A 21,313-nucleotide genomic window follows, 5' to 3' on the forward strand; every position below is an offset into this window, starting at 1 on the left:
CCGTGATCCACACCGTCACGGCGAGCCCGCCAGAACTCCCGACGCACCCACCGCGGAACAGCGACACCACCCACACCGACACCCACCCTCAACTCGAGGATGTTGCGTCCGCTCCTTGAATCCGCCGGCTCTCGGGCGTGCCTGGTGTGCGTCTCGCGGGGGGTGTCCCGCTGGCGCCCCGTCGCGAGGTTCACGTGGGGCAGCTTCGGAGGCGCTGCAGCCTGCCTGGTGTAGCTCTCGCGAGGAGCGGGGCCCGCCGCTCAGTCCGAGGAGTCGAAGGTCCCGTGTCGTCCGGCGCCCGCCGCGAACCGGGCCGCGCCGGGGACCCCCTCGGCCAGGAGCGCCGCCATCCCGCCGGAGAACTCGGCGGCCAACGCGGACTCCTCGTCGAGGCCCTCCTGCCCGAGCACCGACGCCCGGTCGGCGCGCAGGCACACCTGCGGGAACGCGGCCAGCTCGCGGGCCAGGGACTGCGCGGCCGAGAGCGCCGACCCGGCCGGCACCACCCGGTTGGCCAACCCGATCGACAACGCCTCGGCGGCGTCCACCGGCCGGCCGGTCAGCACCAGGTCCATCGCCCGGCTCGCCCCGATGAGGCGCGGCAGCCGCACCGTCCCGCCGTCGATCAACGGCACGCCCCACCGGCGGCAGAACACGCCGAAGACGGCGGTCTCGTCGGCCACCCGCAGGTCGCACCACAGCGCGAGCTCCAGCCCGCCCGCCACGGCGTGCCCCGACACGGCGGCGATCACCGGCTTCGACAGGCGCAGGCGGGTCGGCCCCATCGGCCCGTCCCCGTCCGGGTCGGTCCGGTTGCCGGAGGACGACCCCACCGCCGTCAGGTCCGCCCCGGCGCAGAACACCCCGTCGGCTCCGTGCAGCACCGCGACCGACGCGGCCGGATCGGCGTCGAAGGTCCGGAACGCCTCGGCCAACGCCAGTGCCGTGGGGCCGTCGACCGCGTTGCGCCGCTCCGGGCGGTGCAGGGTCACGGTGGTGACGGGACCGTCGCGCGAGACCCGCACCGACCCGGCGTCGGGAACCAGGCTCACCGCGGGCTCCAACCCAGCGCCGGGCCGAGCTTCGTGGCCATGTCGGTGAGGATCTGGACGTAGTCCTCGTGCTCGAAGGTGAAGGGCAGCGCCCAGACCACCTCGCGGACCTCCCGGAACGCCGGGTTCGCGTACAGCGCCTCCGCGATCTCCTCGGAGGTGCCGATGAGGTCGCGGGCGTACAGCATCTGCCGGGGGCCGTGGGCGACCGCGGTGCGCGGGGTGCGGTGCTCGACGAAGGCAGCGTAGCGGGCCCTCTGGTCGGCGGTGGCGGAGTCGGTCGGGATCACGACGAGGCCCTGCGAGACCCGGGCGGCCGCGCCGAGCGGGTGCACGGACCGGAACAGCTGGATCTGTTCGGCCTGGATGAGGGGGAACACGCGGGAGGCGTCGTCGCCGAGGTCGTGCCCCTCGGTCTGGATGACGTTGCTGGTGAGCATGGCGAGCCCCTGCTCGCCGGCCCAGCGCACGGAGCGCCGGCTGCCGCCGCCGTACCAGACGCGGTCGGCGAGGCCGGGGGAGCGGGGCTGGACGTAGTCGGAGAACGACTCGATGCCGTCGACGCCCGAGAACGTGCTGACCGGCTCGCCGCGCAACATCGCGAGCAGGCGCTCCACGCGGTGGTAGGTCAGGTCCTCGACGTCGGCGGTGTCGGGGTAGAGCCCGGCCTTGACGTCGTCCCAGTGGATCGGCGGCCCGACGGACAGGCCCGGGTTCATGCGCCCGCCGGAGAGCACGTCGACGGTGCCGAGGTCCTCGGCGTAGCGCAGCGGGTTCTCCCAGCCCAGCGGGGTCACCGCCGTGCCGAACTCGATCCGCGACGTCCGCTGCGAGGCGGCCGCGAGGATCGCGATCGGAGAGGAGATGCCGGACTGGAAGTGGCGGTGGCGCAGCCACACGGAGTCGAAGCCGAGCTCCTCACCGAGCACGATCTCGCGCAGCAGGTACTCGTGGCCGGGCGCGGGGTCGGCGCCGTCGTAGGTGCCGAGGGTCAGGAAGCCCTGCCGCTCCAGGGGCACGCCGGGTTCGGGCATGGGCCGATCATGCCGCGCGGGACCAGCCCAGGGCAGGGCCGAGATGCGTGGCCATGTCGGTGAGGATCTGCACGTAGTCCTCGTGCGCGAACCCGAACGGCAGGGCGAACACCACCTCGTCGACCTCGCGGAACGCGGCGTGCGCGTAGAGCGCCTCCGCGACCTCCTCCGAGGTGCCGAGGACGTCGCGGGCGAACAGCAGCCGCCCCGGGCCCTGGGGTGAGGTGGTGCGTGGCGTGCGGCCCTCGACGTACTCCGCGTACTTCGCCTTCTGCTCGGGCGTGGCCGTGTCCGTCGGGATGACGACGAGGCCCTGCGAGACCCGTCCGGGCGCGCCGGCGGGGAGGGCGTCGCGGTAGATCGAGATGGTGCGTGACTGGATGGCGGCGAAGTCGGGCTCCTGGTCCTCGCCCACGCGGACCACCGACGAGGTCAGCAGGTTGAGCCCCTGCTCCCCGGCCCAGATCGCGGAGCGGTCGCTCGCCGCGCCGTACCAGACGCGGTCGGCGAGGCCGGTGGCGTGCGGCTGGACGTGGTCGGAGAACACCTCGATGCCCTCGACCCCGGAGAAGGTGCTGGCGCGCTCGCCGCGCAGCAGCGACAGCAGCCGCGCGACGCGGGTGTAGGTGAAGTCCTCGTGCTCGGCGGTGTCGGGGTAGAGCGCGTCCTTCACGTCGTCGAAGTGCCCGGGCGGGCCGACCGAGAGGCCGGGGTTCATGCGACCGCCGGAGAGGACGTCGAGGGTGGAGAGGTCCTCGGCGTAGCGCAGCGGGTTCTCCCAGCCCAGCGGGGTCACCGCCGTGCCGAACTGGATCCGGGAGGTGCGCTGCGAGGCCGCGGCCAGCAGCGTCACGGGGGAGGAGACCCCGTGCTGCAGGTGGCGGTGGCGCAGCCACACCGAGTCGAAACCGAGCTCCTCGGCGAGCACGATCTCCTCCAGGAGGCTCTCGTGGCCGGGGCGCGGATCGTCCGGGGAGAAGGTGCCGATCGTGAGGAATCCGAGCTTCTCGAGCGGGGTGCCGGGTGCGGGCATGGACCCGATCATCCTCCGGTCTTGACCCGTGCGCGCCCCGCGGCGCACCGTCGTGGGATGGCCGCACCGACGCAGGACCGCCCCAGCTCCGACGAGATGTCCGGCTTCCGCCCCTCGCAGGAGGGCATCGCGATGCCGCAGCCGCCGACGTTCACGAACGTCGAGGAGGAGCGGCTGCACCGCAAGCAGCAGCTCGCGGGCGCGTTCCGGGTGTTCGGCCGGTTCGGCTTCGGGGAGGGGATCGCCGGGCACATCACGGTGCGCGACCCCGAGGACCCGCACATGTTCTGGGTCAACCCGTTCGGCATGAGCTTCCGGCACATCCGGGTCTCCGACCTCATCGCGGTGAACCACGACGGCGACGTCGTGTACGGCAACAAGCCGGTCAACCAGGCGGGCTTCGTCATCCACTCCGCCGTGCACCACGCCCACCCCGAGATCGTGGCCGCGGCGCACGCGCACTCGGTGTACGGCAAGGCGTGGTCCTCGCTCGGCCGCCCGCTCGACCCGATCACCCAGGACGCCTGCACCCTCTACGAGCAGCACGGCGTCGTCAGCGAGGGACGCGGCGCGGTGGTGCTGGATCCGGAGGTCGGGCGCGCGCTCGCCACCGGGCTGACCGGCCGCAAGATGGTGTTCCACCAGAACCACGGCATCTTCAGCGTGGGGAAGACCGTCGCCGAGGCCGCCTGGTGGTTCATCAACACCGAGCGCAACTGCCAGGCCCAGCTGCTCGCCGAGGCCGCCGGGACGCCGACCCAGATCGACCACGAGAACGCCAAGTTCTCCGCCGAGCAGACCGGCACCCACTACGCGGGCTGGTTCTCCTTCCAGCCCATCTGGGACGAGATCGTGCGGACGGACCCGGACCTGTTCGACTAGGGGTGCGCTCCGCGCTCGTGCGCAGAAACGGCTGCTATAACGACCCTTTCTGCTCACGAGCCCGGAGGGCCCATGATCGTCGACGCCCACGTCCACGTCGCCCACCTCGCCCGGTTGAAGGTGTCGTGGGAGACGTGGATCGGGCCCGCGGGCGACGCGGGAGCGTGGGCGGCGCTGTACGACGACGACGGCGCGCCGATCCCGGAGCGGGTCAGCGGCTACTTCGCCGGCGAGGGCGTCGACCGGGTGCTGCTGTTCTGCGAGTACAGCCCCAAGGCCACCGGCTGGCAGACCGTCGAGGACATGCTCCCGATCGTCGAGCACGACCCGGAGCGCTTCCGGATCGTCGCCAACGTCAACCCGCACGTGCACCACCCGGTGGCGAGGGAGCTCGACCGGCAGCTCGACCACGGCGCCGTCGCACTCAAGATCCATCCCGTGCACGCCGGGATCGCGCCGAACGACCGCGAGCTCTACCCCGCCTACGCCCGGTGCGCGGAGCGGGGCATCCCGGTGATCGTGCACACCGGCCCCTCGTTCTTCCCCGGCGCGACGTCCCGGCACGGCGACCCGGTGCTCATGGACGACGTCATGCGCGACTTCCCCGAGCTCGTGGTCGTCCTCGCCCACGGCGGGCGCGGCTGGAGCTACGACGTCGCGGCCTCCCTGGCCCTCACCCGGGAGAACCTCTGGCTCGACCTCGCCGGCCTCCCGCCCAAGCGCCTCCCCACCTACTATGCCGCGTTCGGCGTCGAGCGCATCGCGGCCAAGGCCATCTTCGGCACCGACTCGCCCGCCGCGAGCCCGTCGCGCAACGTCGCAGCGATCCGCGACCTCGGCCTCCCCGAGCACCTCACCGACGCCGTCCTCGGGGGTAACGCGGCGCGCGTCTTCCCGGGGCTGCGCGGGTAGTCCGGGCGCCATGACGACGTTCAGCGCGATCGCCCACGTGGCGCTCGTGGTGCGGGACATGGCGGCGAGCGCCGAGTTCTACGGCCGGGTCCTCGGCTTCGAGGCGGTCACCGAACGGCTCGAGGGCCCGCCCGCGGCCCGGCACCCGCGGCAGCTGCTGCGCCACCCCGACTCCGGGATCACGCTCGGGATCCACGAGCCCCTCGACGGCTCGGGGGAGCGGTTCAGCCCGCAGCGCACCGGGCTGGACCACGTCGCGCTGACCGTCGCCGACCGCGCCGCCCTCGACGCGTGGGGCGAGCAGCTCACCGCGCACGGCGTCGAGCACAGCCCGGTCCGCGACATCGGCTACGCGCAGTTCATCTCCTTCGCCGACCCGGACGGGATCGCCTGGGAGATCTGGCTCCCGACGCCCTGACTCCGCTCACGCGGCGGGCTCCAGGGTGCCGGCCTGCTCGACCTTCTGCTGTGCGACGACCTCGGGGCGGTAGTGCTCGATGATGTCCATGAACTCCGCGGTCTCGGGCTCGGGGACGCCGAGGAAGCGCAGGGTGGCCTGGATCTCGTAGTACACGGCGTCGAACTGCTCGTCGGTGATGTGCAGCGAGGTGTGGGCGGCGATCATGTCGAGGCCGGGGTAGCACTTGGGTCCGCCGGCGGCCTCGATGGACCAGGCGGTGACGAGGAACTTGTAGCCGGGGCCGTTGGCGGCGACGTGGTGCTCGGCGACGCCGGGGTTGGCGATGACGCCGGCGTTCTCGAAGAGCCGGTCGACCAGGACGTCGACCGCGCCGGCGATCGCGTAGGTCCCGCCGAGTCGGGTGTAGAGGCTGTCGGTCATGTCGTCCCCCAGGGCGCGATCGAGTGGTGGTCGATCGGAGCGTGCCGAGCGGGCGGACCCCGACGCCAGAGCGGTAGTTCCATTTCGGAACTGTTTTACGCGATCGTCACGATGGTCGCGAAGTATGGTCGGCGTGACGACGCAGGACGGGAACGACCGGCTCGACTGGGAGCAGGTCCGCGCGCGCTACGCCGGACGGCCCTCGCTGGCGTCCCTGCAGGGGACCTCCCGGGTGCAGGTGGAGGAGGTCGACGACGATCGCATCTGCCTGAGTCAGCGGCTCTGGCGCGACTGCGTCTCCCGGGACGACCTCGACACGGCGCTCGCCCTCCTCCGTGACGGCCGGCTCGATCCGAGGCCGATGGCGTTCGCCGAGGGACTGCGCCGCCACTACGCGTCGGGGCCCCGGGTGGAGACCGGGTGCACGCGGGGCCCGAACCTGACGGCGGTGATCTTCGCCGACCTCGGCTACCTCAGTTCTCCCTGACCCCGGAGGAGAGGCGGTCGAGCACGTCGAAGTGCACCCCCCGTGCCTCGGCGAGGTAGACGTCCTGCACGGCGTGGGCGCTCCGCACGACGACGTCCCCGCGCGGCCCGCCGTACCGGACCTCCTCGCTCACCGCCAGCAGGTCCTCGCGGCGCAGCGAGCCCGCCCGGCGCACGAGCGCGGCGTAGAGGTTCATCCCCTCGTAGCAGGACTCGCCCAGGCTCGAGGGCACCGGGGCGCGGACGCCGAACCGCCGGCCGAACCGCGCGGTGAAGTCGAGGGCGTCGCTGGTCGCGAGGTCCTCGAAGTACCCGGCCGCGGAGTAGAGCCACTGCGTGGCACGGGCACCGGAGGCGAGCAGCATCGTCTCGTCCATGAGGGTGGACAGGCGGGTGCGCCGGTGGTGGTGGCCGCCTGCGGCGAAGGCGCGGTTGAAGTGCACCGCGTCCTCCCCGACGAGCAGCATCAGCACACCGTCGGCGCCGCTGCGCTCCACGCGGCGCAGCACCGGCTCGAAGTCCCGGGTACCGAGGGGCACGAAGATCTGGTCGGCGAGCGGGCGGTCGTGGCTGCGGGCCCAGCGCGCCGCGACGGCGGCCGAGGCCCGCGGCCAGACGTAGTCGTTCCCGACGACGGCCCACCGGCGCACCCCGAGCTCGGAGCGCATCCAGTCCAGGGCCGGGGCCAGCTGGTTCGCCGGGGTCTCGCCGGTGACGAGCACGCCCGGCGTGCGCTCACCGCCCTCGTAGAGCGCGGTGTAGACGTACGGGACCTGGCCGGCGACGCGCGGGGCGATGCGGTGCCGGACCGCCGAGATGTGCCAGCCCACCACCGCGTCGACCCGGCCCGCGCGGACCAGCGTGGCGACCTCGTCGGCCACGGCACCGGGCTCCGCGCCGCCGTCGACGTGGTGCAGCGTCACCGGTCGGCCCAGGAGCCCGCCCGCCGCGTTCACCTCGACCGTGGCGAGCTCCGCGCACATCCGGCAGGACAGGCCGAACATGCCCGCGGAACCCTGCGCAGGGGTCACGAGCGCGACGCGGACCTCGTCGTCGGCGCGCCGCGGAGCCGGGATCGGCGGAAGGGAGGAGAGATCGGCCACGATGGGCACCCCCGGGCGGGTCGAGGTCGGACGCAGTATGGCGCCGCCGGGTCTCTTTCCGGGAACCTTGTATCGTTTCGAGCAGGTCAACACCCCGGGAGGTCACGATGGGCGGTCGGCCGCGTGCGACCGGTCACCGGGTGGTGGACCTCCTCGATCTCGCCGACCGCACCGTGAACGCCTGCCTCGCCCGGGTCACCGCCGCCTCGAACCTGAGCCGGGAGCAGTGGCGCACGCTGATGTTGCTCGACGAGGGCGTCGGCGAGGACGGGCTGGACGCCCCGGGCCACAGCATGGGTGAGATCGCCGTGCGGGCCGCCGTCCCCGCCCCGACCGCCACCCGCGTGGTCGACAGGCTGATCGCGGAGGGCTTCGCCTTCCGTCGGAGCGACGACTGGGACCGACGCCGCGTCCTGGTCCACATCTCGGCGGCGGGCCACCGGGTGGTCGCGAGCGCCGCCGCCGACCTCGACGAGGCGTTCGGCACCGTCCTGGCCGACCTGGGTACGGCCGACCGGATCGACCTCATCGGGCTGTTGACGCGCCTCGAGAGCGCGATCGGCGGCGAGGAGCGGGTCCGCACGCCCTGAGCTCCCGCACGCCCTGAGCTCCCGCACGCCCTGAGCTCCCGCACGCCCTGAGCTGCCGCACCCTCTGAGACGAAGCTCTCCCCTGTCATCAGGTTGCGCTCGGGTTACTTCTACTCTGGAAATATTGTCATTGCCGCCGCGGCTCGTACGGTCGGTTCCACCAGCGGGTGGATTCCTCACGGACGACAGGTGGAACGGGCATGCGTCACGGAGACATCTCGAGCAGCCACGACGGCGTCGGCGTCGCGGTCGTCAACTACACGATGCCGCGCCTGCACGACCGGGAGGGCATTCGCGCGAACTGCGAGAAGATCGCGGAGATGGTCGTCGGGATCAAGCAGGGATTCCCCGGCATGGACCTGATCATCTTCCCCGAGTACTCGACGCACGGGATCATGTACGACCGGCAGGAGATGTTCGACAACGCCGCGTCGTGCCCCGGGTTCGAGACCGAGATCTTCGCCGAGGCCTGCCGGACGGCCGGGGTCTGGGGCGTCTTCTCCCTCACCGGGGAACGCCACGAGGACCACCCGAACAAGAACCCGTACAACTCCCTGGTCCTCATCAACGCCGAGGGCGAGATCGTCAACAAGTACCGCAAGATCCTGCCGTGGGTGCCGATCGAGGGCTGGTACCCGGGCGAGCACACCACGGTGGTGGAGGGGCCCAAGGGCCTGAAGCTGGCCCTCATCATCTGCGACGACGGCAACTACCCCGAGATCTGGCGCGACTGCTCCATGAAGGGCGCCGAGCTCGTCGTCCGGCCGCAGGGTTACATGTACCCGGCCAAGGAACAGCAGATCATGATGGCGAAGTCGATGGCCTGGGCGAACAACGTCTACGTCGCCGTCGCGAACGCCACCGGATTCGACGGCGTCTACTCCTACTTCGGGCACTCCTCGGTGGTCGGCTTCGACGGCCGCACCCTCGGCGAGTGCGGCACCGAGGAGATGGGCGTGCAGTACGCGGAACTGTCGATCTCGCTCATCCGTGACGCGCGGAAGAACTGGCAGTCGCAGAACCACCTGTTCAAGCTCCTGCACCGCGGCTACACGGGCGTGATCCAGTCCGGCGACGGCGACAAGGGCGTCGCGGAGTGCCCGTTCGACTTCTACAAGACCTGGGTCACCGACCCGGCGCTCGCCCAGAAGCAGGTCGAGGAGATGACCCGCGAGTACATCGGGACCCCGGAGGCCCCGATGGAAGGCATCCCGAACGGGGCCTGACCCCCTGAAGCAGGCACACCGGCGGACCCGGGCGGCGACGACGCCGTGGCCGGTCCGCGGACGGCGCGCGCCCTCGTGGCCCCGCCCTTCCCGTCCCGTAGCGCATCCAGGAGGACCCGGCCATGGCCGCCGAGCACGACCACGATCACGACCACGACCACGACCACGGTGACACCGCGATGGCGCGCATCGAGGCGCTGCGCTCCGAGGGGGTGCACCGCGCCGGCGACCACGAGGGACCGTTCTCCCTCCACGTGCTGGGGCTGGGCGCCACCGGGGCGGACCTGATCACCTCGATCATGCGCAACCAGCCCGACGGCTTCCTCTCCGAGCCGGGCACGCGCTTCTCCGCGCTGGCGGTGGACATCGGCGACGAGGACCTCGCCCAGGTGCGCGACGCGGCGAGCGCGCTCCCGGCGGAGCAGTCGCACGTGGCGACGGTGTCCCTGCCGGTCCCGACGAACGCCGACCTCTCCTACGCGCTCAACCGCTACCGCGAGTTCCTCAAGATGGAGTACCCGCGGTACTACTGGAACCCGAACTACGAGCCGTGGTTGCCGGCCGACGTCGAGATCGCCCCCTCCGACGGCCACTACTCCCGCGCCGTCGCGAAGGCGATCTACGGCGCGGAGTACTACCAGGGCCGCGAGATCGCGGGCGCACTGGACGACTTCGCCGCGAGCGTCATGTCCAGCGAGGCCACCCCGCTCGTCGTCGTCGCCTTCTCGATGGCCGGGGGCGTCGGCAGCGGCATCGTCGTGGAGATCGCGCGGCACCTGTCGTCGATCAAGCTGGGGCGCCGGCCCTGGGTGGTGGGCCTCGGCATCCTGCCCAACGGCGCCGACCCGGCCGAGTACGCCGACGGCTCGCTGTTCCCGGTGATCAACGAGCTCGACTGCATGATCGACACCGAGAAGAACAAGGGGGTCATGGCGGTCTGGGGCGACCTCTACAAGAACCCGTTCACCGGTGGCTTCTTCATGGTCGACCAGAACGACGTGCAGGAGATGACCGGCGACCTCGCCGCCACCCACGCCTACGTCGACGCCGGGATCGGCTCCTTCCTCACCCGCGACGCGAGCGTGCACCTCTACGAGACGCTCAAGGCGCTGAACTGGCTCGCGGTCCCCGCCGACGCCTGGCACCCCGCGATCCGCGGCGAGCAGGGCGACCGCTGGATCAACATGCTCGCGGTGCGGAAGCTCGCCGACATCGACTCGCTGGGCACCTCCGGCCTGGTGAAGGGCTTCTCGACGGAGTACCTGGAGGCCCGGGTGTTCACCGGCGACCTCGATCCGGCGGACGCGGAGTCGGTGTCGGCGGCGGTGTCGGGGGCGGCGACGGGACGGGTCGACCCGGTCGTCCTCGGGCTCCCCGGGGGCGACGACCTCGTCAGCGTCGTCATCCCGCGCGCGAGCAAGCTCGACCTCGCGGCCTTCGTCCCGGCGCGGGACTACTACGACACCCTCGAGTGGGACGACAAGCTGCTCATCCACTCGTGGCTGCTCGACCTCGGCGTCATGCTCTGCGAGCCCTCGATCCGGTTCGACGGGATGGGCGGCGAGTGCATCTGGGGCTGCGCCTGCTGGGTGGTCGTGCCGCACGCCGCGATCCGGGGGGAGGCGGCGGAGCCGGGCGCCGAGGCCGTCACGGAGTCGCTCGCCGACCCCGAGCCCATCGCCCCCTTCGTCGGCGGCTGAGTCCGGTGGCCGTCCCCTGGTCGGAGATCGTCGCCCGCTACAGCGGCGGGGCGCAGCTGCCGTCGATGCCCGGGGCCCGCACCCTGCAGGTCACCGGGGCCGACGACGAGTACATCTACGTGTCCCACCGTCTCTGGTCGGACAAGCTCACCCGGGCCTACCTCGAGAAGGCGATGACGCTGCTCGACGAGGGCCGGATGACCCGCGACTACGCGTCGGTCATCGATCACTACCGCACGTTCATCGCCGACGAGCGGCCGACGACGGCCGCGACGGTCCTCAAGGACCTCGGCTACGTCGACTGACCTCCGGCGTCGGTCGACCGACGGCGTGGCGGGGCCCGGTCCGAGCGGGCCCCGTCACGCCCTCCACCCAGCCCCAGCGGCACCGGGCGCGTTCCCGCGCGCCCGCGACAGAAAGGTTCCACCATGGGAATGTCGCTCTACCACTCCGCGACGGGCAGCCAGTCCCCGCACTGCATCCACGCCCTGGGCATCGGCAAGACCGGCGCCTACATGGTCGAGGCCCTGCTGCGCACCGGCGAGATCGAGGACATGCTCGACGACCCGCGCGCCCGGTTCACCGGCCTCGCCGTCGACATCGGTGAGCAGGACATGCACGAGCTCAAGGAGTACGCGGGCGGCTTCACCCAGCGCCTGCAGGAGCGGGAGATCCCGACCGACCGCCACCAGGTGCGGACGGTGGCGCTGGAGACCCCCAGCTCCGAGGAGCTCCGGACCAGCCTCAACCGCTGGCGCGAGTACCTGAAGATGGAGTACCCGCGGTACTACTGGAACCCGAACTACGAGCCGTGGCTGCCGGCGGACGTGGAGATGCCGAAGCCGGGCGAGACCTGCCCGCGGGCGATCGCGAAGGCCATCTACGGCCACTACTACTACGGCGGCGACAAGACCCTGGAGAAGGAGCTCGACCTCTTCGTCGACTCCATCAACAAGACCAAGCTCCCCTCGATGGTGCTGGTCTTCTTCTCCCTCGCCGGCGGCACCGGGTCCGGGATGGTCGTCGACATGGTGCGCCACCTGTCGAACGTGAAGCTCGGCCGGCGCATCCCGGTGATCGGCGTCGGCGTCCTGCCGTTCTCCGGTGACGAGGAGCACGCGGGCGGCAAGGCCGCGCTCTACCCCGTCATCAACGAGATCGACTGCATGCTCGACGACGAGAAGAACCAGGGCGTCATGGCGGTCTGGGGCGACCTCTACAAGAACCCCTTCACCGGTGGCTTCCTCGCCCTGCCCCAGGAGCACGCGTGGCAGCGCCTCGGCTCCTACACGAAGACCGGTACCCCGGCGATCCGCGACGGCCTGCGCAAGGGCGTCACCCGCAAGTTCGTCGACGACTCGTTCACCCGGTTCGTCGTGCAGGACTACGGCCGCCTGCTGTTCAAGATGCTGCGGCCCGCGGGCTTCACGGGCGCCCCGCACGAGCGCAACATCTCCGGCGACCGCACCTGGACGGTCTACGACGTCGCGAAGTACACCCACCCCGGCGTCGAGGTGCTGCCCGGCCAGCCCCGGAGCCGGTGGCGTGAGGTCGTCACCAAGTGGATCGACTACATCCCGAAGTTCTCCGGGCTGAAGGAGGGCTTCAAGACCGACTACATCGAGTGCAACACGGTCGGCCCGCGCGAGATGTGGAACGACACGCTGCAGAAGAAGCTCGAGTCGGTGCTGGGGGAGTACCTGCTCGACGGGGACGACGGCACCCTCGTCACCAGCAACGGCGAGTTCTTCGACGAGCTCACCGTGTACTCGAACATCATCATCCCCGGTGTGGCCAAGACCGACCTCACGGCCTTCTTCGAGGCCCGGGACGCCTACGACCAGATCGAGGACTGGGACACGAAGCTGATGATGCACTCGTGGCTGCTCGACCTCGGGGTGATCCTCTCCGAGCAGTCGATCCGCTTCGACGGCATGGCCGGCGAGTGCATCTGGGGCTGCGCGTGCTGGGTGGTGGTGCCGCACGCGGCGATCCGCGGCGACGCGACCCCCTCGGCGGACATCACCCAGGTCCAGCAGGCGCACATCGCGCCGATGGTCCAGACGCTCGTCGAGACGCCCTGACCCGCTGACCGCCCCGGGGCGCCCCGCCGTCGGCGGGGCGCCCCGGCGCACCTGCACGCCCCCGGAGAGGAACGCCGCGTGACCACGATCGCCCCGTCCCCGCTGAGCTGGTCACGCCGCGACCGCGTGCAGCTCTCGACCATCGTCGCGGTGATCGCCGCGCTGCACGTCCTCGGCTGGACGCTCTACCTCTCGCTGACGGCCGGTCCGCTCGGGGCCGGGGCGTTCGCCGGGGCCGGGGTCCTGGCCTACGTGCTCGGCGTCCGGCACGCGTTCGACGCCGACCACATCGCCGCGATCGACGACACCACCCGGCTCATGGTCGCGCAGGGGCGGCGCCCGGTCGGGGTCGGGTTCTTCTTCGCGATGGGCCACTCGTCGGTGGTCGTGATCCTCGGGCTGGTGGTCGCGCTCGCCGCCGGCCTCGCGAGCTCGAGCGGGGTCGACACCTTCCGCGAGATCGGCGGCACCGTCTCGACGGTCGTGGCCATGGTGTTCCTCGCCCTGGTCGCGGTGCTCAACGCCCTGGTCCTCGTCGGCATCGTCGGGGCCTGGCGGAAGATGCGGCGCGGGCAGCTCGACGAGGCCGAGCTCGAGCGGCAGCTGCTGAACCGCGGCCTGGTCAACCGCATCCTGGGCGGCCGGGCCCGCACCCTGATCCGGCACTCGTGGCACATGTACCCGCTCGGCCTGCTCTTCGGGCTCGGCCTGGAGACGGCCTCCGAGGTCACCCTGCTCACCCTCTCGGCCTCGACGGCGTCGTCCGCGTCGACCGCGGGCGGCGCGCCGCTGCTCGCCGCGCTGACCCTGCCGGTGCTGTTCGCCGCCGGGATGAGCGCCTTCGACACGGCCGACGGCCTGCTCATGGGGATCGCCTACTCCTGGTCGAACCGAAGCCCGGCGCGGCGGCTCTTCTACAACATCGCGACGACGGCGGCGACCGTCACGGTCGCGGGGCTCATCGCGGCGGTCTACCTCGCCGGCGTGCTGGCCGACGACCTCGGGGTCACCGCGCTCGCGGGGTTCGCCTCGATCGCCGACGACTTCGAGCTGCTCGGCTACCTCATCGTGGGCTTCTTCGTCCTGGTGTGGGGCGGCGCCGCCCTGCTCTGGCGCGTGGGCGGCTTCGAGCGCCGGTCGGCCCCGGCCACCCCGGCGGGCTAGGCACCGTGGTGGACCGCGACGACCTCGTCCCCGCGTACGCGGAGTGGATCGACCGCGTCACGGCCACGTACGAGGCCGTCTCCTACACCTGCCGCGTCCGGCTCGGCGACCCCGCGGTCGCCGAGGGGGTCGCGGTGCACGTCGCGGGCGGCCTGGTGGCGCGGCCCGGGGTGTTCCGCTACTGGGGCCTGCCCTACTCCGGCCGCATCGCGAAGCTCGCCGAGGCGGGCATCGAGGACGCGCTCGCCGGGCGCGCCCGCCGCGGGTCCTTCGGGGCCCTGCGCGACGACCTCACCGACCTGCCGCCCGCCCTGCAGACGGTCTTCGTCCTGTGCTGCGTCGAGGGGGTCGACGACGACGAGCTCGCCGCCGCCTGCGCGTGCGACGTCCCGGACGCGGCGCAGCGCCGGGCGACGGTCCTGCGGCACATGTCCGAACTCGCCGTCCGTCACGTCGGCGACCCGACGGAGGGGGAGTGACGCCGTGCCGCTGGACTGGGCGGGCCTGCAACGCGACTTCGGCGACGGCGGGGAGATCCCGACGGTGGCCGGCGGCAAGACCCTGCGCATCACCGCGGTGGACGAGGAGTACGTCCACATCCGGCACTCCCTCTGGCGGGACAGGCTGGCGCGGGCCCACCTCGAGAAGGCCGTCGAGCTCGTCGAGGCGGACCGCATGACCCGGCACGCCGGTCTGTTCGCCGAGGAGTACCGGACGATGGTCGCCGACGTCCGGGCGACCTCGGCGGCGCACGTCCTCAAGCACCTCGGAATCCTGGAGTGACGGTCGTCGACACCACCTACGAGCTGCACGGCATCATCGCCGAGCCGGAGACCCTCGCGCCGGTCGTGGAGACCGTCGGCCACGCGCGGCCCTCGCTGCTGCAGGGCGGGGAGCTGGCGCTGCTCCCGCTGTGCGACGAGCTGTACGCCGCGATCGACCTGCCGGGGTTCCCGGTCGATCCCGACGGCGACTTCGAGCGGCTCTCCTCCGGGGTGGCGGCCCTGCTCACCGCCGCGTCCCGGCGGGGGGCGGTGGTCTACCTCGAGGCCGCCTACACCGGGGGGCTGGGGCACCAGGCCGCGGCCGCGTGGCTGGACTGCCAGGTGGTGTTCGGACCGGAGCTGCTGCTGCCCGACGAGCCGTTCCCCGTCTCGACCGCCGACCCCACCAGCGGCAGCCCGATCGTCCGGGCGCTGCGCTACCTCGGGGTGCAGGCGGTCGGGCGGGCCGACGAGTTCGTCGTCCTCGGCCTCGGCCGCCACCGCTCCACCCAGGACTGGTGCGCGGCCGGTTCGCCGCTGTGACCGTGCGGGACGCCCGGACGGTGCTGGCCGAGCTCGCCGCGCTGGGCCCGGCCTTCACCCTCGCGACCGGACCGGGCGACCCGTCCGCGGTCCCACTCGCACGACTGCTGACGGAGCCGGCGGTCCTGCGCGCCCAGGTCGCCCACGGCCGGGACCTGCTCGGCACCACCGAGGACCGGGTCGCGGCGTCGTGGCTGCACGGGGCGATGACGGCGCGCCTGGTCGCCCCCGTCCTGGGCGCGGCGGCGCTCGACGGGGTGGTGCTCCGGCTCGCGCGGAGCGATCTCCGCTGGCTCGCCCCCGACGGGACCGGGACCGGCGGCTGGTGGACCGACGGACCTCGCGCGGTCGCGTGCCACGGCGTCGAGGACGTGGCCGGGGAGCTCCTCGGCCCGCTCGCGGCCCTCGTCGACGCCCTCGGCGGGGTGGCGGCGGTCTCCGGGCGCCTGCTGTGGGGCGAGGTCGCGGCGGCGGTGGTCAAGGTGGCGCGGGTCGTGGAGCGCGTGCGGCCCGACCGGGGCGGTGTCGCGCGCGAGCTCGCCGGCGGTCTCCTCGCCGCGGAGCCGCTGGCGGGGGTGCAGACCGGACCGCCCGAGCACCGCCGGCGGACCTGCTGCCTGGCCTACCGCCGCACCGGCGGGCACACCTGCGCCGACTGTCCGCTCGGCGCGTACCGCGACGGCGCCGACGTCCGGAGCGGGCGGCGCTGACGTCTCAGCGACCCAGCTCCGCGAAGGCGGCCTGGGCCCCCGGGGTCCACGCCTCGTGCCGGGCGTGGAACACCTCGGCCGCGCGGGCGCCCACCCAGTCGGTGGGCAGCAGCTCGGCGGGCAGCTGCGGGTCCAGGAACGGGAACCGGCGCCAGGCGTCGACGAGCCGGACCTGCGCGCCGAGCACCGACTCGTCCGCCCCGGGCTCGAGATCCGCGAACTGCTCGACGAACTCCGCGTAGCGCGCCTCGACCTCGCGCAGATCCCAGGCCTGGGCGACCAGCTCGGCGGCGGAGAGCCCGCCGTGGGTGCCGCCGACCACCACCAGCGCCGAGGAGTCGAGCCCGACGTCGACCAGGGCCCGGTGCGCCTCGTCGACCCGCGCGGCGTCCGGGCACACCCACACCCCGGGCGCGGGCGACCCCAGGCCGGCCCACGCGAGCTGGGTCCGCAGCTGGTGCCGCAGCGCCCGCTGGGCCTCGGGGACGCTCACGACCAGCACCAGCCACCGGCCGTCCCACGCCTCGCGGAGCGTGCCGTGCGCGTAGATGCGGGCGGCGCCCTCGGAGAGCAGCCGGCGCCCGGCGGGGGTCAGCGACCACCGCACCCGGCGTCCGGAACGCTCGGAGACGACCACGTCGTCGGCGGCCGTGCGCGCCAGCGCCTGCCGCGCCGACTTCTCCTCGACCCCGACGTGGCCCAGCGCGTCGAGCAGGGTCTGGGTCCAGACCGGCTCGCCCGCCGGGAGCACGAACTCGCCCAGCACGGTGAGCAGGAGGGACCGGGCGCTCGTGGCCGCGACCTCACGGCGCCGCGAGAACGCCTCGCCCGCCCCCGCCGCCATGAGGGTCGATCTTAGGTGAGAGCTACCGTGCGCCGGTGTCGGACTCTCTGCGTGACCTGGACCGTCAGCACGTCTGGCACCCCTACGGTCCGATGCCGGGGCGCAGCGAGCCGCTGGTGGTCACCGACGCGCGGGGGGTGCGGCTGACCCTCGACGACGGGCGCGAGCTGGTCGACGGGATGAGCTCGTGGTGGGCGGCGGTCCACGGCTACCGGCACCCCGCGCTCGACGCCGCCCTGCGCGCCGACCACGTCAGCCACGTCATGTTCGGCGGCCTCACCCACCACCCGGCGGTCGAGCTGGCGACGCGGCTCGTCGAGATCACACCGGCGCCCCTGGAGCACGTCTTCCTCGCCGACTCCGGGTCGATCTCCATCGAGGTCGCGGTGAAGATGTGCCTGCAGTACCAGCGCGCCCGCGGACGACCCGGGCGCACGCGCATGATGACCTGGCGCGGCGGCTACCACGGCGACACCTTCGCCGCGATGAGCGTCTGCGATCCCGACGGCGGGATGCACGCCCTCTGGCAGGGTTTCCTGCCCGAGCAGGTGTTCGCCGACGCCCCACCCGCTGATCACGGCGACCGCTACGACCCGGCCTACGACGAGCACCTCGCCGCGGTGGCCGAGCGGCACGCCGACGAGCTCGCGGGCATCGTCGTCGAGCCGGTCGTCCAGGGCGCGGGCGGCATGCGCTTCCACTCCCCGCGCCACCTCGCCGCGCTGCGCGCGATCGCCGACCGCCACGACCTCGTGCTCGTGTTCGACGAGATCGCCACCGGGTTCGGCCGCACCGGCGAGCTGTTCGCGGCCGACCACGCCGGGGTCGCGCCGGACGTCCTGTGCCTGGGGAAGGCCCTCACCGGCGGTTACCTGACGATGGCCGCGGCGCTGTGCACCCCGGCCGTCGCCTCGGCGGTCAGCTCCGAACCGGGAGGGGGCGGACTGATGCACGGCCCCACCTTCATGGGCAACCCGCTCGCGGCCCGCGTCGCGCTCGCGAGCGTCAGCGAACTGCTGCGCCGCGACTGGCGGGGCGAGGTCAGGGGGATCGGCGAGGTCCTGACGACGGGTCTCGCGCCGGCCCGCGCGCTCCCCGGGGTGCGCGACGTGCGGGTGCTGGGTGCGATCGGGGTGGTGCAGCTCGACCACCCCGTGGACGTCCCGGCCGCCCAGGCCGCCGCCGAGGGTCACGGAGTGTGGCTGCGGCCCTTCCGGGATCTGATCTACACGATGCCGCCGTTCATCGCCGGGGCCGACGACGTGGCCCGCATCGCGGAGGCCGTCGTGAGCGCCGCCACCGCCGCATGACCCCGTGTGTCCCCGACGTGAGGTCCGGACCACTCCGGTGGGCAAAGTCCGGCAACACGACGCTTCAAGAGACGGTAAAGCCATTGTTCACCTGATCGGCGCACCACTGCGAGCGCAGTCACGCGGCCGAACGGCTCAGCGACGCGGTCCGTGATCAGTCGCCGGCCTCCAGTCCCTCCCCGCGGCGCGTCGCGGGGGTGTCGGCCGATTGCCGGTACCGGGAGTCACGTGAACGGCAGGTGAACCGGCGGCCAGGTGCCCGCGGCAGGGCAGACTCCTCGGCGGAACGAGATCCGGTTCGCGCCGGAGCCCGAGCCACTCGTACACACGCAGTGACCGAGCAGCCGAGACGACTGCCGCACTCGCCGTCGACGACGACGGCGGGCGACGCAGACCGCTCGGACCGCCCCGGGCCGCGCCGCCGGCGACCACGCCGCACGCGGCCGAGACGATCCGTCCGGAGGACGTACCCGCCCATGAGCGCTCCCCAGTCCCCGCCGCCCCACGCGTCGGACGCCACGACCCCGGACCCGGCGACGCCGGCCCCGCCGCCCCCCGTATCCCGCGGTGCGTCCGGCGGCGGCCCCGCCGCCGCTCTCGCGAGCCTGCGCGGGAACATCCGCTACGACCTGCCCGCCTCGCTGGTGGTCTTCCTCGTCGCCGTGCCGCTGTCGCTGGGCATCGCCGTCGCCTCCGAGGCCCCGTTGACCGCGGGTCTCATCGCCGCCGCGGTCGGCGGCATCGTCGCCGGCGCGCTCGGCGGCTCCGCACTCCAGGTCAGTGGTCCCGCCGCCGGCCTCACCGTGATCGTCGCCGACCTGGTCAACCGCTTCGGCTGGGGCGTCACCTGCGCCATCACCGTCGCGGCCGGCCTGCTGCAGATCGTCTTCGGCTGCACGCGGGTGGGCCGGGCCGCGCTGGCCATCTCGCCCGCCGTCGTCCACGGCATGCTCGCGGGCATCGGCGTGACGATCGTGCTCGGCCAGCTCCACGTCGTCCTCGGCGGCGAGCAGCAGGGCGGTGCCTTCGAGAACGTCATCGCGCTGCCCGGTCAGCTGATCTCCGCGCACGGCCCGGCCACCCTGCTGGGGCTCGCCGTCATCGCGATCCTGCTGGCCTGGCCGAAGCTGCCGAAGGCCGTCCCGTCGTGGGTCCGGGGCATCCCCGCGCCCCTGCTCGCGGTCGTCGCGCTGACCGTCGTCGCCTCGGTGTTCGCGCTCCCCGTCGTCCGGGTGGAGATCGGCGGCGACGTGCTGGACGCGATCGCCCTGCCGGTCCTGCCGACCTCCGACCTCGGCGGCGTGCTCGTCGGCGTCCTCACCGTCGCGATCATCGCCTCGATCGAGAGCCTGCTCTCCGCGGTGGCGGTCGACCGGATGCGCCCGGGCTCGCAGACGAACCTCGACCGCGAGCTCGTCGGCCAGGGCGCCGGCAACACCCTCTCCGGCCTGCTCGGCGGTCTGCCCATCACCGGCGTCATCGTCCGCAGCACCACGAACGTCGCCGCCGGCGGGCGCACCCGCGTCTCGGCGATCCTGCACGGTGTCTGGGTCGTGGTCTTCTCGGTCGCGCTGCTCGGCCTGGTCCAGCAGATCCCGATGGCCGTGCTCGCCGGGCTGCTGGTCCACATCGGCACGAAGCTCGTGAACGTCGGCCACATGCGGGAGCTGCACCGTCACGGCGAGCTGCCGGTCTACGTCGTGACGATCCTCGGCGTGGTCTTCGTCGACCTGCTCACCGGCGTGCTCGTCGGGCTCGGGCTCGCGCTGCTCATGGTGCTGCGCCGCGTGGTGTGGGCCTCGATCGAGGTGCAGGCGCCCCGGGCCCAGGACCCCGGGCCGTCGCGGTCCTGGCGCAAGGCGGGCGGCACCTGGCACGTCGTCGTCGAGGGCGCCCTGTGCTTCCTGTCGGTCCCGCGCCTCTCGCGCCGCCTCGCCCAGATTCCCGAGGGCGCCGACGTCGTCGTGGACCTGGTCACCGACTACCTCGACCACGCCGCGTACGACCACCTCTCGGAGTGGGAGGAGCGCCACCGGCTCGCGGGCGGCACCGTCCGCATCGACGAGGTCGGCACGATGGGGCTGGTGGCCCGGCGCGAGTCGACCGCCGGCGGCCCCGGCGACCGGCGCCCGGGCCCCGTGCCGCGGTTCCTCTCCCCGTGGTCGGTGTGGCAGGCCCGGCACGACGCGACCTACGGCGAGGGCTGGGGGCACGGCCACCACGAGCACGACGGCCACACCCACTCCGACGACGTCGACCCGATCCTGACCGGCCTGCGCGAGTACCACCGCCGGGCGGCCGGCCTGGTCGCGCCGTACCTGTCCGACCTCGCCGACGGGCAGGCCCCGCACGCGTGGTTCCTCACCTGCAGCGACTCGCGGGTGGTGCCCAACGTGCTCACCTCGTCGGGCCCCGGTGACCTGTTCACGGTGCGCAACGTCGGGAACCTCGCGCCGCTCGGCACCGAGGCCGACGACTCGGTGGGCGCGACCGTCGAGTACGCCCTCGACGTCCTGCACGTGCCCACCCTCGTGGTCTGCGGCCACTCCGGCTGCGGCGCCATGCAGGCGGTCAACCGCGACGTCGTTCCCGACTCCGCCCTGGGCCGCTGGCTCGCCGGCGCGACGGAGTCGAGGTCGCGCTGGGCGGCGAAGCACCCGGTGGGGGAGCACGCCCGCAGTGGCGGCTGGGGCGACGTCGACCAGCTCGCGATGGTCAACGTCGCCGTCCAGCTGGACCGCCTCGCCCGGCACCCGGGCGTCGCGACGGCGGTCGCCGAGGGCCGGGTCCGCCTGGTCGGGCTGTTCTTCGACATCCCCACCGCCCGGATGTTCGTCCTCGACGGCGAGCGCTTCGTCCCGGCCTCGACCGACCGCCTCGGCGCGGGCGCGTCGGCGACCCGGTCGGAGCCGTCGACGACCGCGTTCCCGGCGGCTCCCGCTCTGTGACCCGTCTCCTGTGGCAGGAAAGCGTCGTTGCTGTCGCCCGGTGACGGCAACGACGCTTTCCTGCCACCGCGGGAGGTTCCCGACGCC

General features: G+C 73.0%; 22 protein-coding genes. 16 read left to right on the forward strand and 6 right to left on the reverse strand.

Going from position 1 to position 21,313, the window contains the following annotated elements; translation table 11 throughout:
• Positions 1-260: 260 nt before the first annotated feature.
• Genes QSK00_RS29120 through QSK00_RS29130 form a run of 3 tightly spaced genes read right to left on the reverse strand, consistent with a single transcriptional unit; the run spans position 261 to position 3,119 of the window.
• The gene (locus tag QSK00_RS29120) at positions 261-1,052 is read right to left on the reverse strand and encodes a crotonase/enoyl-CoA hydratase family protein (protein WP_285596815.1); all 792 of its coding nucleotides are present in this window, start codon (positions 1,050-1,052) and stop codon (positions 261-263) included.
• Positions 1,049-2,086: an LLM class flavin-dependent oxidoreductase gene (locus QSK00_RS29125; protein ID WP_285596817.1), complete on the reverse strand. Its 1,038-nt coding sequence runs from the start codon at positions 2,084-2,086 to the stop codon at positions 1,049-1,051. The genes QSK00_RS29120 and QSK00_RS29125 overlap by 4 nt, the downstream gene beginning before the upstream one ends.
• A gap of 7 nt (positions 2,087-2,093) precedes the next feature.
• On the reverse strand, positions 2,094-3,119 hold the full coding sequence (locus QSK00_RS29130; RefSeq protein ID WP_285596819.1) for an LLM class flavin-dependent oxidoreductase: 1,026 nt from the start codon (positions 3,117-3,119) through the stop codon (positions 2,094-2,096).
• A 57-nt stretch (positions 3,120-3,176) separates the two neighbouring features.
• Here QSK00_RS29130 and QSK00_RS29135 point away from each other — a divergent pair, with 57 nt between their 5' ends.
• The 3 genes from QSK00_RS29135 to QSK00_RS29145 all read left to right on the forward strand — a co-directional run bounded on the left by QSK00_RS29135 (position 3,177) and on the right by QSK00_RS29145 (position 5,331).
• Positions 3,177-4,001, forward strand: coding sequence for a class II aldolase/adducin family protein (locus tag QSK00_RS29135; protein WP_285596821.1), 825 nt, complete (start codon positions 3,177-3,179; stop codon positions 3,999-4,001).
• Positions 4,002-4,073: 72 nt separating this feature from the next.
• Entirely contained in the window at positions 4,074-4,913 is an 840-nt protein-coding gene (locus QSK00_RS29140; protein ID WP_285596824.1) for an amidohydrolase family protein, read from the forward strand.
• A 10-nt stretch (positions 4,914-4,923) separates the two neighbouring features.
• Complete coding sequence (locus QSK00_RS29145) at positions 4,924-5,331, forward strand: VOC family protein (protein WP_285596826.1); 408 nt, start codon at positions 4,924-4,926, stop codon at positions 5,329-5,331.
• Between the two features lie 6 nt (positions 5,332-5,337).
• Here QSK00_RS29145 and QSK00_RS29150 read toward each other — a convergent pair whose 3' ends face one another.
• A complete protein-coding gene (locus tag QSK00_RS29150; RefSeq protein ID WP_285596828.1) occupies positions 5,338-5,754 on the reverse strand; it encodes a group I truncated hemoglobin in 417 nt (138 codons plus the stop codon).
• 133 nt (positions 5,755-5,887) lie between these two features.
• Between QSK00_RS29150 and QSK00_RS29155 the strand changes: the two genes are divergently transcribed.
• Positions 5,888-6,241, forward strand: coding sequence for a hypothetical protein (locus QSK00_RS29155; protein WP_285596830.1), 354 nt, complete (start codon positions 5,888-5,890; stop codon positions 6,239-6,241).
• Here the strand turns inward: QSK00_RS29155 and QSK00_RS29160 are convergent.
• Entirely contained in the window at positions 6,228-7,343 is a 1,116-nt protein-coding gene (locus QSK00_RS29160; protein ID WP_502872094.1) for a substrate-binding domain-containing protein, read from the reverse strand. The two genes, QSK00_RS29155 and QSK00_RS29160, sit on opposite strands and share 14 nt — an antisense overlap.
• 107 nt (positions 7,344-7,450) lie before the next feature.
• Here QSK00_RS29160 and QSK00_RS29165 point away from each other — a divergent pair, with 107 nt between their 5' ends.
• The 10 genes from QSK00_RS29165 to QSK00_RS29210 all read left to right on the forward strand — a co-directional run bounded on the left by QSK00_RS29165 (position 7,451) and on the right by QSK00_RS29210 (position 16,124).
• The gene (locus QSK00_RS29165; RefSeq protein WP_285596834.1) at positions 7,451-7,933 is read left to right on the forward strand and encodes a MarR family winged helix-turn-helix transcriptional regulator; all 483 of its coding nucleotides are present in this window, start codon (positions 7,451-7,453) and stop codon (positions 7,931-7,933) included.
• Positions 7,934-8,133: 200 nt separating this feature from the next.
• A complete protein-coding gene (locus QSK00_RS29170; protein ID WP_285596836.1) occupies positions 8,134-9,159 on the forward strand; it encodes an aliphatic amidase in 1,026 nt (341 codons plus the stop codon).
• A 122-nt stretch (positions 9,160-9,281) separates the two neighbouring features.
• Positions 9,282-10,859, forward strand: a complete 1,578-nt coding sequence (locus tag QSK00_RS29175; protein ID WP_285596838.1) for an FtsZ/tubulin family protein — start codon at positions 9,282-9,284, stop codon at positions 10,857-10,859.
• Between the two features lie 5 nt (positions 10,860-10,864).
• The gene (locus tag QSK00_RS29180; protein ID WP_285596840.1) at positions 10,865-11,164 is read left to right on the forward strand and encodes a hypothetical protein; all 300 of its coding nucleotides are present in this window, start codon (positions 10,865-10,867) and stop codon (positions 11,162-11,164) included.
• Positions 11,165-11,287: 123 nt separating this feature from the next.
• Positions 11,288-12,943: an FtsZ/tubulin family protein gene (locus QSK00_RS29185; protein WP_285596842.1), complete on the forward strand. Its 1,656-nt coding sequence runs from the start codon at positions 11,288-11,290 to the stop codon at positions 12,941-12,943.
• Between the two features lie 78 nt (positions 12,944-13,021).
• Positions 13,022-14,107, forward strand: coding sequence for a HoxN/HupN/NixA family nickel/cobalt transporter (locus QSK00_RS29190; protein WP_285596844.1), 1,086 nt, complete (start codon positions 13,022-13,024; stop codon positions 14,105-14,107).
• A gap of 5 nt (positions 14,108-14,112) precedes the next feature.
• Entirely contained in the window at positions 14,113-14,586 is a 474-nt protein-coding gene (locus QSK00_RS29195) for a hypothetical protein (protein WP_285596846.1), read from the forward strand.
• A gap of 4 nt (positions 14,587-14,590) precedes the next feature.
• Complete coding sequence (locus QSK00_RS29200) at positions 14,591-14,890, forward strand: hypothetical protein (RefSeq protein WP_285596847.1); 300 nt, start codon at positions 14,591-14,593, stop codon at positions 14,888-14,890.
• Positions 14,887-15,414, forward strand: a complete 528-nt coding sequence (locus QSK00_RS29205; protein WP_285596849.1) for a hypothetical protein — start codon at positions 14,887-14,889, stop codon at positions 15,412-15,414. The genes QSK00_RS29200 and QSK00_RS29205 overlap by 4 nt, the downstream gene beginning before the upstream one ends.
• On the forward strand, positions 15,411-16,124 hold the full coding sequence (locus QSK00_RS29210; RefSeq protein WP_285596851.1) for a (2Fe-2S)-binding protein: 714 nt from the start codon (positions 15,411-15,413) through the stop codon (positions 16,122-16,124). Before QSK00_RS29205 ends, QSK00_RS29210 begins: the two co-directional genes overlap by 4 nt.
• 4 nt (positions 16,125-16,128) lie before the next feature.
• Here the strand turns inward: QSK00_RS29210 and QSK00_RS29215 are convergent, their stop codons facing one another.
• Positions 16,129-16,968 carry a PaaX family transcriptional regulator gene (locus QSK00_RS29215; protein WP_285596853.1) on the reverse strand — a complete coding sequence of 280 codons (840 nt, stop codon included), beginning with the start codon at positions 16,966-16,968 and terminating at the stop codon, positions 16,129-16,131.
• 35 nt (positions 16,969-17,003) lie between these two features.
• Between QSK00_RS29215 and QSK00_RS29220 the strand changes: the two genes are divergently transcribed.
• Both QSK00_RS29220 and QSK00_RS29225 read left to right on the forward strand, forming a co-directional pair.
• A complete protein-coding gene (locus tag QSK00_RS29220; RefSeq protein ID WP_285596855.1) occupies positions 17,004-18,278 on the forward strand; it encodes an adenosylmethionine--8-amino-7-oxononanoate transaminase in 1,275 nt (424 codons plus the stop codon).
• 476 nt (positions 18,279-18,754) lie between these two features.
• A complete protein-coding gene (locus QSK00_RS29225; protein WP_285596857.1) occupies positions 18,755-21,226 on the forward strand; it encodes a SulP family inorganic anion transporter in 2,472 nt (823 codons plus the stop codon).
• Positions 21,227-21,313: the final 87 nt, after the last annotated feature.

The organism is Actinomycetospora sp. NBRC 106378, from assembly GCF_030269685.1.
In the GTDB taxonomy this organism is placed as follows: domain Bacteria; phylum Actinomycetota; class Actinomycetes; order Mycobacteriales; family Pseudonocardiaceae; genus Actinomycetospora.

Excerpts from the sequence above, each read along its gene's own strand:
- QSK00_RS29140 (WP_285596824.1), top strand. The coding sequence starts at position 4,074 with ATGATCGTCGACGCCCACGTCCACGTCGCCCACCTCGCCCGGTTGAAG.
- QSK00_RS29170 (WP_285596836.1), top strand. The coding sequence starts at position 8,134 with ATGCGTCACGGAGACATCTCGAGCAGCCACGACGGCGTCGGCGTCGCG.
- QSK00_RS29175 (WP_285596838.1), top strand. The coding sequence starts at position 9,282 with ATGGCCGCCGAGCACGACCACGATCACGACCACGACCACGACCACGGT.
- QSK00_RS29225 (WP_285596857.1), top strand. The coding sequence starts at position 18,755 with ATGAGCGCTCCCCAGTCCCCGCCGCCCCACGCGTCGGACGCCACGACC.
- QSK00_RS29150 (WP_285596828.1), bottom strand. The coding sequence starts at position 5,754 with ATGACCGACAGCCTCTACACCCGACTCGGCGGGACCTACGCGATCGCC.
- QSK00_RS29135 (WP_285596821.1), top strand. The coding sequence starts at position 3,177 with ATGGCCGCACCGACGCAGGACCGCCCCAGCTCCGACGAGATGTCCGGC.
- QSK00_RS29185 (WP_285596842.1), top strand. The coding sequence starts at position 11,288 with ATGGGAATGTCGCTCTACCACTCCGCGACGGGCAGCCAGTCCCCGCAC.
- QSK00_RS29145 (WP_285596826.1), top strand. The coding sequence starts at position 4,924 with ATGACGACGTTCAGCGCGATCGCCCACGTGGCGCTCGTGGTGCGGGAC.
- QSK00_RS29165 (WP_285596834.1), top strand. The coding sequence starts at position 7,451 with ATGGGCGGTCGGCCGCGTGCGACCGGTCACCGGGTGGTGGACCTCCTC.
- QSK00_RS29125 (WP_285596817.1), bottom strand. The coding sequence starts at position 2,086 with ATGCCCGAACCCGGCGTGCCCCTGGAGCGGCAGGGCTTCCTGACCCTC.
- QSK00_RS29215 (WP_285596853.1), bottom strand. The coding sequence starts at position 16,968 with ATGGCGGCGGGGGCGGGCGAGGCGTTCTCGCGGCGCCGTGAGGTCGCG.
- QSK00_RS29130 (WP_285596819.1), bottom strand. The coding sequence starts at position 3,119 with ATGCCCGCACCCGGCACCCCGCTCGAGAAGCTCGGATTCCTCACGATC.